At 76.2% G+C, this 12,567-nt stretch carries 16 protein-coding genes; 14 read left to right on the top strand and 2 right to left on the bottom strand.

Annotated features, from left to right (window positions below):
* Positions 1-209 precede the first annotated feature (209 nt).
* From ACWIZO_RS24320 to ACWIZO_RS24280, 9 genes are all read left to right on the top strand, one after another.
* A complete protein-coding gene (locus tag ACWIZO_RS24320; protein WP_448640158.1) occupies positions 210-923 on the top strand; it encodes a prepilin peptidase in 714 nt (237 codons plus the stop codon).
* A 183-nt stretch (positions 924-1,106) separates the two neighbouring features.
* On the top strand, positions 1,107-1,316 hold the full coding sequence (locus ACWIZO_RS24315) for a Flp family type IVb pilin (protein WP_446761392.1): 210 nt from the start codon (positions 1,107-1,109) through the stop codon (positions 1,314-1,316).
* Positions 1,317-1,410: 94 nt separating this feature from the next.
* Entirely contained in the window at positions 1,411-1,800 is a 390-nt protein-coding gene (locus ACWIZO_RS24310) for a TadE/TadG family type IV pilus assembly protein (protein ID WP_446761391.1), read from the top strand.
* Positions 1,788-2,759, top strand: a complete 972-nt coding sequence (locus ACWIZO_RS24305; RefSeq protein WP_448640157.1) for a pilus assembly protein TadG-related protein — start codon at positions 1,788-1,790, stop codon at positions 2,757-2,759. Before ACWIZO_RS24310 ends, ACWIZO_RS24305 begins: the two co-directional genes overlap by 13 nt.
* Before the next feature lie 7 nt (positions 2,760-2,766).
* On the top strand, positions 2,767-3,504 hold the full coding sequence (cpaB, locus tag ACWIZO_RS24300; RefSeq protein ID WP_448640156.1) for a Flp pilus assembly protein CpaB: 738 nt from the start codon (positions 2,767-2,769) through the stop codon (positions 3,502-3,504).
* Positions 3,501-4,691, top strand: coding sequence for an AAA family ATPase (locus ACWIZO_RS24295; RefSeq protein ID WP_448640155.1), 1,191 nt, complete (start codon positions 3,501-3,503; stop codon positions 4,689-4,691). The genes cpaB and ACWIZO_RS24295 overlap by 4 nt, the downstream gene beginning before the upstream one ends.
* A 163-nt stretch (positions 4,692-4,854) precedes the next feature.
* Positions 4,855-6,207 (top strand): CpaF family protein, encoded by a 1,353-nt coding sequence (locus tag ACWIZO_RS24290; RefSeq protein WP_448640154.1) that lies wholly within the window; start codon positions 4,855-4,857, stop codon positions 6,205-6,207.
* Positions 6,204-7,145 carry a type II secretion system F family protein gene (locus ACWIZO_RS24285; RefSeq protein WP_448640153.1) on the top strand — a complete coding sequence of 314 codons (942 nt, stop codon included), beginning with the start codon at positions 6,204-6,206 and terminating at the stop codon, positions 7,143-7,145. Before ACWIZO_RS24290 ends, ACWIZO_RS24285 begins: the two co-directional genes overlap by 4 nt.
* Entirely contained in the window at positions 7,145-8,044 is a 900-nt protein-coding gene (locus ACWIZO_RS24280) for a type II secretion system F family protein (RefSeq protein WP_448640152.1), read from the top strand. Before ACWIZO_RS24285 ends, ACWIZO_RS24280 begins: the two co-directional genes overlap by 1 nt.
* A 97-nt stretch (positions 8,045-8,141) precedes the next feature.
* Here the strand turns inward: ACWIZO_RS24280 and ACWIZO_RS24275 are convergent, their stop codons facing one another.
* Complete coding sequence (locus ACWIZO_RS24275) at positions 8,142-8,486, bottom strand: hypothetical protein (RefSeq protein ID WP_448640151.1); 345 nt, start codon at positions 8,484-8,486, stop codon at positions 8,142-8,144.
* A gap of 138 nt (positions 8,487-8,624) precedes the next feature.
* On the opposite strand from ACWIZO_RS24275, the gene ACWIZO_RS24270 reads away from it, so the two are divergent.
* From ACWIZO_RS24270 to ACWIZO_RS24250, 5 genes are read left to right on the top strand one after another with little or no spacing between them, the layout of a single operon-like run.
* The gene (locus ACWIZO_RS24270; RefSeq protein ID WP_448640150.1) at positions 8,625-9,758 is read left to right on the top strand and encodes a baeRF2 domain-containing protein; all 1,134 of its coding nucleotides are present in this window, start codon (positions 8,625-8,627) and stop codon (positions 9,756-9,758) included.
* Between the two features lie 28 nt (positions 9,759-9,786).
* Entirely contained in the window at positions 9,787-10,044 is a 258-nt protein-coding gene (locus tag ACWIZO_RS24265; protein WP_448640149.1) for a DUF2795 domain-containing protein, read from the top strand.
* 10 nt (positions 10,045-10,054) lie between these two features.
* Positions 10,055-10,285 carry a hypothetical protein gene (locus ACWIZO_RS24260; protein ID WP_448640148.1) on the top strand — a complete coding sequence of 77 codons (231 nt, stop codon included), beginning with the start codon at positions 10,055-10,057 and terminating at the stop codon, positions 10,283-10,285.
* Entirely contained in the window at positions 10,282-10,671 is a 390-nt protein-coding gene (locus ACWIZO_RS24255; RefSeq protein ID WP_448642996.1) for an acyl-CoA thioesterase, read from the top strand. Before ACWIZO_RS24260 ends, ACWIZO_RS24255 begins: the two co-directional genes overlap by 4 nt.
* 44 nt (positions 10,672-10,715) lie before the next feature.
* Positions 10,716-11,141 carry a ChaB family protein gene (locus ACWIZO_RS24250; RefSeq protein WP_448640147.1) on the top strand — a complete coding sequence of 142 codons (426 nt, stop codon included), beginning with the start codon at positions 10,716-10,718 and terminating at the stop codon, positions 11,139-11,141.
* Here the strand turns inward: ACWIZO_RS24250 and ACWIZO_RS24245 are convergent.
* Positions 11,138-12,493 (bottom strand): M24 family metallopeptidase, encoded by a 1,356-nt coding sequence (locus tag ACWIZO_RS24245; protein WP_448640146.1) that lies wholly within the window; start codon positions 12,491-12,493, stop codon positions 11,138-11,140. The genes ACWIZO_RS24250 and ACWIZO_RS24245 overlap by 4 nt on opposite strands.
* Positions 12,494-12,567 lie beyond the last annotated feature (74 nt).

Genomic DNA, 12,567 nt, shown 5'->3' with positions numbered 1-12,567 from the left:
GGCACCGCCGGCCCTGCGCGGGCAATCGACTTCCCACCTCCGCACGGCCGACGGGGACCCGGTCCGGGCCCCGCCGCTCCGTGGGGCGGCTGCGCCGTCCGGGACACCCGGGACGACGCGGCCGCGGTGTCCCCGGGCACCGGTCCGGACGGGCCCCGGCGCTGTGTCACCGTCTCGACCGTGCCCGCCCGCAGCTCCCGCGCCACCTCGTGACCGGCCTCCTGCTGGCCGGCGCGGCGCTGCTCGGTGCGGGTGCGGGCACGCTCGCCGACCGGGCCGCCGCCCGCTTCCCGTGGCCGCGGCCGGCGACCGTCAGCGGGGTCCTCGGCGGCGGGGTCCTCGGCGGCGGGATGGGCGGCGGCGGGATGGGCGGCGGCGGACGGGCAGCGCCCCGCGGCCTGCTGGCGGTGGTGACGGCGGTTCTGTTCGTGCTCACCGCCCTCCGCTTCGGCGCCACCGCCGAGCTGCCGGCGTGGCTGTGGTCCGCAGCCGCCGGCGTCCTGCTCGCCGTGATCGACCTCCGCGAGCAGCTGCTGCCCGACCGGGTGCTGCTGCCCGCCACCGCCGGGGCGGCCGCGCTGCTCGCGGTCGCCGCCGCCGTCCTCGGCGTCTGGCCGGACCTGCTGCGGGCCGGCGCCGGCGCGGTCGTCCTCTTCTCCGTCCTCCTCGGGCTGGCGCTGCTGGCGCCGGGGCAGCTCGGCATGGGCGACGTCAAGCTGGGGCTCCTGCTCGGGCTGCACCTCGGCTGGCTGGGCTGGCCGGCCCTCGTGTTCGGGGTGCTCGCCGGGTTCGTCGTCCAGGCGGGAGCGGCGCTGGTGCTGCTGGCGGTGCGCCGGGTCGGCCTGCGCAGCGCGCTGTCCTTCGGGCCCGCCCTGCTGCTGGGGACGGCGCTCGCCGCGGGGTGGCCCGCCGCCCTCTCCTGACCCCCGGGTTCCGGTCACCGCGCGTGACGGGTGTCGTCGGACCGCCGATCGACCGGGCGGTCGCCGTCCTCCGATCGGCTGGACACCCCTCAAGGCGCTGAACCGTCGTGGCGACAGGACCAGCACAGCCGCGAGGCCGGGTCAGCCGACCCGCGCCGGCCGGTGCCACCCCAGGGAGTCCCCGTGCAGAACCCGTTCGCCGCCCTCGTCAGCCTCGTCGCCCTCGCCGCCGACCGTCTCCGGCGGGAGGAGGAGGGCGCCACCGCCGTCGAGTACGGCCTCATGGTCGGCCTCATCGCCGCCGTGATCGTCGGCCTGGTCGCCTTCCTCGGCCAGGACCTGCGCGACCTGTTCCAGCAGATCGTCACCGCGCTGCCCGGCGGCCACGCCTGACCGATCCGCTCGACACAGGCACCAGCCGCCCGGCGCAGCGGCCCCGTCCCGGCGGGGCCGCTGCGCCGCAGCACACCCGGGAGGAGGGACGAGGATGCCGCGACTGCGCGGAGAGCGTGGGGCCAGTGCCGTCGAGTTCGCGCTCGTCGTCCCCGTCCTCATCCTGCTGGTGCTCGGCATCGCCGAGTTCGGCCGCGGCTTCCAGGTGCAGGGCACGCTGTCGGCCGCGGCCCGGGAGGGCGTGCGGCTCATGGCGCTGCAGAACGACCCGGCCGCCGCCCGCGCCGCCGTTCGCTCGGCGGCCTCCTCGCTGGACCCGGCGATCACCGACGCCCAGATCGTCATCACGCCGGCCAGCTGCCCACAGGGCACCGGCTCCACGCTGGTGCGGCTGCGGATCGACTACGACATGCCCTACCTCACCGGGTTCTTCGGCGCCTCGGTCGACCTGACCGGGACGGGGGTCATGCGGTGCGGCGGCTGACCCGGCGGCCGGTCGCCCGCCTGCGCGGCCGGCTGCACGACGAGCGCGGCGCGACCGCGGTGCTGCTGTCCCTGCTCCTGGTGCCGGTGCTCGGCTTCGCGGCGGTCGCGGTCGACGTCGGCGCCGTCTACGCGGAGCGGTCGCGGCTGCAGGTGGCCGCCGACGCCGCCGCGCTGGCCGTGGCCCAGGACTGCGCCCGCGGTGCCTGCGGGAACCCGCAGGCCACCGCCACCGCGCTGGTGGCCGCCAACGCCGGCACGGCGACGGCCGCGCCTCCGGTGCTGTCCAGCCGGCCGACCAGCGTCACCGTCACCGGCCGGGAGCCGACCGAGCACTGGTTCGCCCCGGTGCTCGGGATCGACGCGACGACGGTCTCGGCGACGGCGACGGTCGCCTGGGGCGCCCCGGGCGGGGGGACGGCGGTGCTGCCGCTGACCTTCTCCTGGTGCGAGTTCTCCCAGCAGACCGGCGGGGGCCTGCCCTCGGGCACCACCGTCCGCACCATCCGGCTGACCAAGACCTCCGGCACCACCGACTGCACCGGGCCGTCGCACAACGTCGTCCCGGGCGGCTTCGGCTACCTGGTGACCGACCCGGGGCAGTGCCGGGCCACCAGCGCGGTCGCCGGCCGCTCGACGTCGTCCACCGGCAACACCCCGCCGGCGGACTGCTCGACGGCGGACTTCACCCGCTTCCTCGGCTCCACCGTGCTGCTTCCGATCTTCGACCAGTTCGGCGAGACCGGCAGCAACGCCTGGTACCGGGTGTACGGCTACGCCGCGTTCCGGATCACCGGCTACTCCCTCGGCGGCCAGTTCAGCACCACGCCGCGCCCCTGCAGCGGCAACGACCGCTGCATCAGCGGCTACTTCACCCGCTTCGTCGAGCTCTCCGACGACTTCACCCTCGACCCGGGCGCCCCCGACCTGGGCGCGGCCGTCCTCCGACTCATCCGATAGGTGCCCCGTGAGACGCCTCCTCGCCGCCCTCGCGGCCCTGCTGCTCGCCCTCGTCGGCACCGTCGTGCTGGTCGCCTACGTCCGTGGCGCCGACGCCCGCGCCCTCGCCGGCGTGCAGACCGTGCCGGTCCTCGTCGTCGACCGGCCCATCGCCGCCGGGACGCCCGCCGACCAGCTCGACGGCCTCGTGCGCACCGAGCTGCTGCCGGCCAGGGCCGCCGTCGCGGGCCGCGTGGAGGACCTGGGGGAGCTGGCCGGGCGGGTCGCCGACGTCGACCTGCAGCCCGGGGAGCAGCTGCTGGCCGGCCGCTTCGTCGCCCCGGAGGAGCTCACCGCGCCCGGCACCGTCGCCCCGCCCGCGGGCGCGGCGGAGGTCAGCATCCTGCTCGAGCCGCAGCGCGCCGTCGGTGGCCGGCTCGCCGCCGGGGACACCGTCGGCGTGCACGTCTCCCTCGCCGAGCCCGCCGCCACGCACCTGGTCCTCGACCGGGTCCTGGTCACCCAGGTGCAGGGCGCGCCGGCCCCCGCTGCCGACGGCGAGGAGGCCGAGGACGCCTCCTCCGGCGGCGGCGCGCCCACGGCGAGCCTGCTGGTCACCCTCGGGCTGCCGCCCGCGCAGGCCGAGACCGTCGTCTTCGGCATGGAGCACGGCACCGTCTGGCTCTCCCTCGAACCGGCGGACGTCGATCCCTCCGGCACCGAGGTCGTCACCCCCGACACCCTCTACGCGAAGGACCCCTCATGAGCCGCATCGTCCTGGCCGCCGCCGACCAGGAGCTGTGCGGCCGCGTCCTCGCCGCCGCCGACGGCGACGTGCACGTGCTGCCGCCCGGCCGCCTGCCCGGCGACCCCGCGCGCCTGTTCGAGCAGCTCTGGGACGGCGAGCTCCCCGACGTCCTCGTCGTGGGCCCGGACGCCGCACCGGAGGAGGCGCTGACGCTGGCCGCGCGCCTGGACGTGCAGTGCCCGGGCATCAGCGTCGTGCTGGTGGCCGCGCCGACGCCGGAGCTCTGGCAGGCCGCCATGCGCTCGGGCATCCGCGACCTGCTGACGCCGGACGCCCCGGTCGACGACCTCCGCGCCGCGATCGACCGCGCCGGTGCCGCCGCCACCGGGCGCCGCCGCGTCCTGCGACCGGTAGAGGAGACCGCCCGCTACACCGGCCGGGTCATCACCGTGGCCTCCCCGAAGGGCGGCGTCGGCAAGACCACCGTGTCGACCAACCTGGCGATCGGGCTGACCGCGGCCGCGCCGCAGTCGACGGTGCTGGTCGACCTCGACGTCCAGTTCGGCGACGTCGCCTCGGCCCTCGGCCTGACGCCGGAGTACACGCTGCCCGACGCCGTCCACGGCCCGGCCAGCCAGGACACGATGGTGCTCAAGACCTTCCTCACCCAGCACCCCTCGGGCCTGTACGCCGTCTGCGGGGCGGAGTCCCCGGCCGCCGGGGACGCGGTGACCGCCGCCGACGTCAGCGGGCTGCTCGCCTCGCTGGCGCGGGAGTTCCGCTACGTCGTCGTCGACACCGCGCCGGGGCTGTCGGAGCAGACGCTGGCCGCCCTCGACCGGGCCACCGACGTCGTGATGCTCAGCAGCATGGACGTGCCCGGGGTGCGCGGGCTGCGCAAGGAGCTCGACGTGCTCCGCGAGCTGTGCATGATCCCGGCCGGCCGGCACGTGGTCATGAACCTCGCCGACCCGAGGGGCGGGCTGTCGGTGCGCGACGTCGAGACCACCATCGGCACCGGGGTCGACGTCGTCCTGCCCCGCTCCTCGGCGGTACCCGCGTCGACCAACCAGGGCGTGCCGCTGCTGCAGAGCGGCGGGCGCGAGCCGGTCGTCAAGGAGCTGCGCCGGCTGGTGTCCCGCTTCGCCGCGACCCCGATCGTGCGCCCCGGCCGCTACCGCGCCAAGCACCGGGCGGCGTCGTGACCTCCGCCTGCGCGCACCGGGCCGCGTCGTGAACCTCACCGCCCGCCTCGAGGCCGCCCGCGGCCGGCCCGTTCCCGGTGCCGCCGCCCCGGGCGCTGCGGAGCCAGCCCTCGAGGTGCCCGCCCCAGGTCCCCGCCCGGCCGCCGCGCTCCCGCGGCCGGCGGTGCCCGCACCCCGTCCCGCCGCCCCGGCGGGTGCGGCGCCGGTCCCGCCCGCGGGTGACGCGCTGACCCGGCTCAAGGACCGGGTCGGCAAGGCGCTGTTCGAGCGCATGGGCAGCCGGATCAACGACCCCGGCCTCGGTGAGGAGCAGCTGCGGACCATCGTGCTCGGCGAGCTCGACACCGTGGTCGAGGAGGAGCGGATCCCGCTCAGCCCCGACGAGCGGCAGCGGCTCACCGCCGAGCTCGCCGACGACGTCCTCGGCTACGGGCCGCTGCAGCGCCTCCTCGACGACGCCACGGTCACCGAGATCATGGTCAACGGCCCGGAGATGATCTACGTCGAGCAGGGCGGGAAGCTGCTGCGCAGCGGCGCGCGGTTCGCCTCCGAGGAGCACCTGCGGCGGGTCATCGACCGGATCGTCTCGCGGGTGGGACGGCGCATCGACGAGTCCTCCCCGCTGGTCGACGCCCGGCTGGCGGACGGCTCCCGCGTCAACGCGGTCATCCCGCCGCTGGCCTTCAGCGGGTCGACGCTGACCATCCGCAAGTTCGCCAAGGACCCGTTCACCGTCGAGGACCTGATCGGCTTCGGCACGCTCACCCCGGAGATGGCCGAGCTGCTGCGGGCCTGCGTGGAGGCCCGGCTCAACGTCATCGTCTCCGGCGGCACCGGCACCGGGAAGACGACGCTGCTCAACGTGCTGTCCTCCTTCATCCCCGAGGGCGAGCGGATCGTCACCATCGAGGACGCCGTCGAGCTGCAGCTGCAGCAGGACCACGTCGTGCGGCTGGAGTCCCGCCCGCCCAACATCGAGGGCCGGGGCGCGGTCACCATCCGCGACCTGGTGCGCAACTCGCTGCGGATGCGCCCCGACCGGATCGTGGTGGGGGAGTGCCGCGGCGGCGAGAGCCTGGACATGCTGCAGGCGATGAACACCGGCCACGACGGGTCGCTGTCGACGGTGCACGCCAACTCCCCGCGCGACGCCGTCGCCCGCCTGGAGACCCTCGTCCTCATGGCCGGCATGGACCTGCCGCTGCGCGCCATCCGCGAGCAGATCGCCTCGGCCGTCGACCTGGTCGTGCAGCTCACCCGGCTGCGCGACGGCACGCGGCGGGTCACCCACGTCACCGAGGTGCAGGGCATGGAGGGGGAGACGGTCACCCTGCAGGACGCCTTCCTCTTCGACTACTCCGCCGGCGTCGACGCCTCCGGCCGCTTCCTCGGCCGGCCGGTGTCGACCGGGGTGCGGCCCCGGTTCACCGACCGCTTCGCCGAGCTGGGCATCGCCGTCGACCCCCGGGTCTTCGGGGTGCCCCAGCCGGTGCGGCAGCGGGGGCGGGCCGGGTGAGCCCCGCGCTGCTCGTCGTCGGTCTGGTCGCCGTCACCGGCGCGCTGCTGCTGCTCGTCCTCGCGGTCGTGCCGGCGGGCCCGCGGCCGGTGCCGCTGCGCCGGCTGGACCCGGCGACCGCCCCGCCCGGGTCGGCGCTGGCCGGGGCCGGGGCCGCCGCCGGCGCCGCCGTGGAGCGGGTGCTGGCGCGGCGCGGCCGGCTGGCCGCCGGCACCGCGGCCCTGGAGCGGGCGGGGTGGTCGTTGAGCCTGCCCGACCTGGTGCTGCGCACCGCGCTGGCCGCCCTGGGTCTGGGGCTGCTCGGCAGCGTGGCCGGCGGCCTGGTCCTCGGGCTGCTGATGGCGCCGGCCGCCCCCCTCGGCGCCCGGGTGCTGCTGTCCTGGCGGACCGGGCGGCGCCGCGCGGCCTTCGCCGACCAGCTCGACGACTCGCTGCAGCTGATGGCCAGCAGCCTGCGCGCCGGGCACAGCCTGCTGCGCGCCATCGACTCGGTCGCGCAGGAGGCGGAGGCGCCGACGTCGGAGGAGTTCGCCCGGATCGTCAACGAGACCCGGGTGGGCCGCGACCTCTCCGACGCCCTCGACGAGGTCGGGGCCCGCACGGGCAGCGACGACTTCACCTGGGTCGCCCAGGCGATCGCCGTCCACCGCGAGGTGGGCGGCAACCTCGCCGAGGTGCTCGACGTGGTGAGCCGGACGATCCGGGAGCGCAACGCCATCCGCCGTCAGGTCGCGGCACTGTCGGCCGAGGGGAAGCTCTCGGCGCTCGTCCTGATGGTGCTGCCGTTCGGGGTCGGCGGCTTCATCGCGCTGACCAACCCCGGCTACCTGGCGCCGTTCACCTCCACACCCACCGGCGTGCTGATGCTCGGCGTCTGCGGGCTGCTGCTGGTCGCCGGCGCGCTGTGGCTCAAGAAGACCGTGAGCATCCGGTTCTGATGGACACCCTCCCCACCCCCGTGCTCGCCGCCGCCGCGGCCGTGGCGCTCGCCGTGCCCGCCGTGGGCTGGGCGCTGCTCGCCCGTCCCGGGGCGGGCGCCGCGCAGGCCCGCCAGAACCTGCTCCTCGGCCTGGACCGCGCGCCGGCCGGCGCCGCGGCCCCCGCGGCCCGGAGGAGCGCCACCCGGCTGGTCCGGGTCCTCACCCCGCGCGGCGCCGCCGCCCGCATCGACCGGCTGCTGGGCGCCGCGGGCCGGCCCGCCCGCTGGCCGGTGGAGCGGGTGCTGACCGCCAAGCTCGTGCTCGTCGCCGTCGCTGCCGGGGTGGGGACGCTGGTCCTCAGCAGCCGGCCCACCCCGCTGCTGGTGGGCGTGGTGGTCCTGGTGACCGCGACCGCCTACGTCGTGCCCGAGCTGCTGCTGAGCAGCCGCGGCCAGGAGCGCCGGCAGGCCATCGGCCTGGAGCTGGCCGACACCCTCGACCAGATGACCATCGCCGTGGAGGCGGGGCTGGGCTTCGAGTCGGCGCTCGCCCGGGCGGGGCGCACCGGCAGGGGGCCGCTGGCCGAGGAGCTGGTGCGCACCCTGCAGGACATCGCCGTCGGGCAGCCCCGGCGCGAGGCCTACCTGGCGCTGGCCGAGCGCACCGGCGTCCCGGACCTGCGCCGCTTCATCCGGGCCGTCGTGCAGGCCGACGTCTACGGCGTCTCCATCGCCGACGTGCTGCGCACCCAGGCGGCCGAGATGCGGCTCAAGCGGCGGCAGCGGGCGGAGGAGAAGGCGATGCAGATCCCGGTGAAGGTGATCTTCCCGCTGATCCTCTGCATCCTGCCCACGCTGTTCATCGTGCTGCTCGGCCCCGCCGCGATGGACATCGCGGCCACCTTCGGCGGCGGCTGAGGACGGCGGCCGACCTCCCCCGCGAGATCTGTGCACTGGTCGCCATCAGGGCTCCCACGGCGGCCGGTGTGCAGATCTCGCCGGCGGGGCGCAGGGCTCAGCCGGTCGAGCGGGGCTGGGCCGGGTTGGTCGGGTCGCCCTGCGACGGCGGGTTCATCGCCGGGCCGGTGGTCGCCTCGGACACCTTGGAGCCGGTCGACGCGGGCACCGGGTCGTCGGCGGCCGCGGCGGCAGGGTCGCCGCCGGAGGGCTGGGCGCCCTGGTGCAGCGACTCCAGCCGGTTCTGCATGGCCAGGACGACCTGCAGCCGGTCGGCGTGGGCCTTCTCGTAGTCCAGCAGGGTCTGCAGGCCGGCGGCGTCCAGCGTGCGGATGCGCGAGATCAGTCCCTCCACCGGCAGGTGGTCGTAGTCGGGCAGCGGCAGCTGGTCGTGCTCGGTCATGCGACCCGCCTACCCCCGCCCTCCGCATCCGACACGGTGTGTGGCGGTCGGGCCGGTGGGTAGGCGGCCAGCGAGAGCGCGCCCCGTCGCGGGCGCCGTCCCGCTCCGACAGCACACCGAGGAAGTGGTCCCCACCCCATGGACGTGTCGTTCCTGGCGCCGGTCTTCGACGCCGCCGGCCCCTACGCCACCGTCTGCGCCGACGTCACCCACGTGACCGAGAACGCCGACACCGAGCTCGACCTCCGCGTGCGCGCGATCGGCGAGAAGCTGGCGGAGCAGGGCGCCCCGGAGGAGGTCGTGGAGGCGGTCCGCGGCCGGCTGCTCGAGGGCAACGACGGCGGGGAGGCCGGCACCGTCCGGGGCCGGGCGGTCGTCGTCGCCGCCGACGGCAGCGTCGTGCTCGACCAGCAGCTGGCCGACGTCCCGCGGCGGGAGGTGGCCGAGTGGTCGCCCACGCCGGACCTGCTGCCGGTGCTGCGCGCGCTGCCCGGCCGCGTGCCGCACGTGGTGGTCCTCACCGACCGCACCGGCGCCGACCTCACCCTCGCCACCCTCCCCGGGCAGGCCGACGCGGAGGAGACGGTGAAGGGCGACACCTTCCAGATCCGCAAGTTCCAGGGCGGCGGCTGGGCGCACCACCGCTACCAGCACAACGCCGAGAACAAGTGGGTGCACAACGCCGACGACGTCGCCGAGCACATCGCCTCGATCGTGCGGCGGGTGCACCCGCGGTTCGTGCTGCTGGCCGGCGACATGCGGGCCCGGCAGATCCTCACCGACCGGGCCAGCGGCCTGTGGTCGGACCTGATCGTGTCGATGGACGAGGGAGGCCGCGCCGCCGGCGCCGACCGCGAGCCGGTGGAGCGCAAGGCCGCCGAGCTCGTCGCCGAGCACGAGGCGCGCGACGAGGCCGAGGCCGTCGAGAAGATCAGCTCGGCCGGCGCCCACGGTCTCGCCGTGACCGGCACCGCGCCGGTCGTGGAGGCGCTGCGCAAGGCGCAGGTGGAGACGCTGCTGCTCGCCGACCCGCCGGACGACGAGAAGCTGCTCGTGGGCGCCTCGCCGCTGGAGCTGGGCGTCGACCAGGGCGACATGGACGCCCTCGGCGCCCAGGAGGTCCACTCCGTGCCGGCGGAGGCCGCGCTGGTGGCCGCCGCCGTGGCCAGCACGGCGGGCGTCGTCGTCGTGCCCCGCGCGGCCATGCCGGGCGACATCCCGGTCGCGGCGATCCTGCGCTACACCGACGACTCGACGGCGACCCCCCAGTGACCGTCCCGACCGCCCAGGAGGCGACCCCGTGACCGATCCGCGCCAGGAAGGCACCCCGGCCGGCACCAGCCCCGCCGACGTCGACCGCCGTGCCGCCATCGCCGAGGTCCTCGGCAAGGAGGTGTGGCCGGCCGACCGCGACGCCCTGGTGGCCAGGGCCCAGGAGTCCAACGCCACCGACCGCGTGCTGGGGGACCTGCGCCGGCTGCCCGCCGGTCAGCAGTTCGAGAACGTCCAGGACGTCGCCCGGGCCCTCGGCCTGGGCACCGAGCAGCACCGCTTCTGAGGAGGACGCCGTGGTCACCCAGAAAGAGCCCAGCCCCGAGGCGCTGGCCAACGTCACCGAGCACAACATCGAGACCCGCGCCGACCTGCTCCCGGAGGAGTCGGCGATGAAGGGCAGCGGCATGGAGGAGGTCGCCGCGGAGGTGATCCTCGCCGAGTCGGAGGAGCGCACCGTCCACCCCGACCCGGACGACGCGCAGGGCGCCCACCGGCAGTCGGCGGAGACGGCGGACCTGCCCTGAGTGCGGTCCACGAGCACCCGGTCCAGCTGCGCTGGGGCGACAGCGACGCCTACGGCCACGTCAACCACGCCCGCGTGCTGGGGCTGCTCGAGGACGCGCGGCTGGCGCTGGTCGACCCCGCGTCGGGCGCGGGGGTCATCCTCGCCCGCCTGGAGGTCGACTACCTGCGGCAGGTCCACTACCGGGTGTCGGAGCACCTGACGGTGAGCAGCACGATCACCCGGCTGGGCCGCAGCTCGATCGGCATGCGCCAGGAGCTCACCCAGGACGGCGAGCTGGCGCTGCGCGCGGACATGGTGCTGGTCAGCTTCGACTACGCCGCCGACGCCGCCAGCCCGCTGACCGAGCAGCAGCGGGCCCACTGGTCGCAGTGGCTGGTGGAGTGACGGGTACGCCGTTGACCGGCGGGCCCGCTGGGTAGGTCCCCGTCATGCCGAAGACGACGAGGAGCGGGGACGCGAAGGCCGACGAGATCCCCAGCACCCTGCAGCGCTCCGACGACAAGGCGCAGCGCACCTGGGCCAAGACCCACGACTCGGCCGTCGAGACCTACGACGGAGACGAGCAGCGGGCCAACCGGGTGGCGTGGGCGGCGGTCAAGCACACCCACGAGAAGGTGGGCGACCACTGGGAGCCCAAGGACCACACGGGCCCGTCCGACGCCCAGGCCGAGGGCGGCGCGGACACGAACCGGGAGACCAGGGGCGGTGTCGACGCCAACGCCACCAAGGAGCACCTCATGGACGTCGCGAAGCGGCTGGACGTGCACGGCCGCTCGTCGATGACCAAGGACGAGCTCGTCGACGCCATCCAGAAGGCCAACGACCGGGCCACGGCGAAGGCGCGCGAGAGCTAACCGGCCGGCACGGTCCACAGCTCGCGCTGCGGCGTCCCGAGGGCGGTCGTCCCCTCCGCGGTGAGGACGACGGCCTCCTCCAGGGCCAGCCGCACGCACTGCCCGCCCCACTCGGGCACCGGCACGCGGACGGCGAGCTCCAGGGCGTACACGGTGTCGGGGTGCAGCACGCGGTCGCCGTCGCCGGGGACGCCGCGCTGGTCGTCCCACCGGCCGATCGCCGGCCCGGCCCCGTGCCCGTGCACGCCGACGGGGTGGGAGTAGACCTCCGCCTGCAGCCCCTCGGCGGCCGCGGCCGCGCGGGCGGCGGCGAGCACCTCGTTGCCGGTGCGGCCGACGCGCAGGGCCGCGGCGGTCAGCGCCTGCACCCGGGTGCCGGCGGCCCAGGCGCGCTGCAGGCCCGGCGGGGGAGCGGTCTCGCCCGGCCGGAGCAGGTAGGCGGTGCGCTGCAGGTCGGTGGCCAGGCCGAGGCTGGTCAGCCCGGCGTCGCAGGTGACCAGGTCGCCGGGGGCGAGCGCCGCCTGGTGCGACACGGCGGGCAGCTCGACGCCCCCGTCGCCGTGGGCCCGCAGCGGGACTCCGGCCCGCTGCACGGTGACACCGGGGTGGAACCACGGCGGGGTGCCGAGGTCGGCCAGCCGCTGGTGCACCTCCCAGGCCACGTCGGCCCCGGTCGTGGTGCCGGCGGTCAGCCCGGCGGGGGAGAGCACCGCGGCGAGGACCCGGTCGGTCAGCACGTTGAGCGCGTCGAGGGCGGCCACCTCCTCGGGCAGCCTCGTCTCCAGCCAGCCGACGACGAGGTCCTCGGCCGGCACCAGCCGCTGCGCGTGGGGGCCGAGGGCCTCGGTGAGCAGACCGTGCTCGGTCACCGACAGCCCGTCGGCCAGCGCGCACCGCGCCGAGACGTCGATGCCGATCCGCCGCGGGTCGGCCTGCTCGACGATCCGCCGCACCGCCGCCCACTGGCCCCCCTCGTCGCCGCCGTCGTCGTCGCCGTCGTCGTCGTCGTCGTCGTCGCCGCCGTCGTCGGCGTCCTCCGGCGTCCAGCCGGGCAGGAACTGGCCCACCGGGTAGCGCGAGACGGCGACGGGGGTGACCCCGTCGTCGCTGCGGTGCAGCACGAGGACGACCCGGCGCCGGGCCGACAGCCACGACGCCGGCAGCAGCGTCGCGAGCACCGGGTCCTCGTTGTTCTCCCGCCCGACGACCACCCACAGGTCGATGCCGGCGCGGTCCATCAGGCCCGGGAGGAGGTCGAGCAGGCGCTGCGTCAGCCACCGGTCCCGGACGTCGGCCTGCTGCCGCAGGGGCAGCGGCACCGTCCGCGTCGGGTCGGGGACGACCAGCGTCATGGGGACAGGGAAGCAGAGAACCGCTCTTCCCACCGGGTGAGACGACGGCGGGCTGGTGAGCGCGGGGAGCGGGG

This window comes from Geodermatophilus sp. URMC 63, assembly GCF_053502565.1.
Note: the sequence above shows the minus strand (reverse complement) of the source record. Positions and strands in the feature narration are given on the sequence as shown.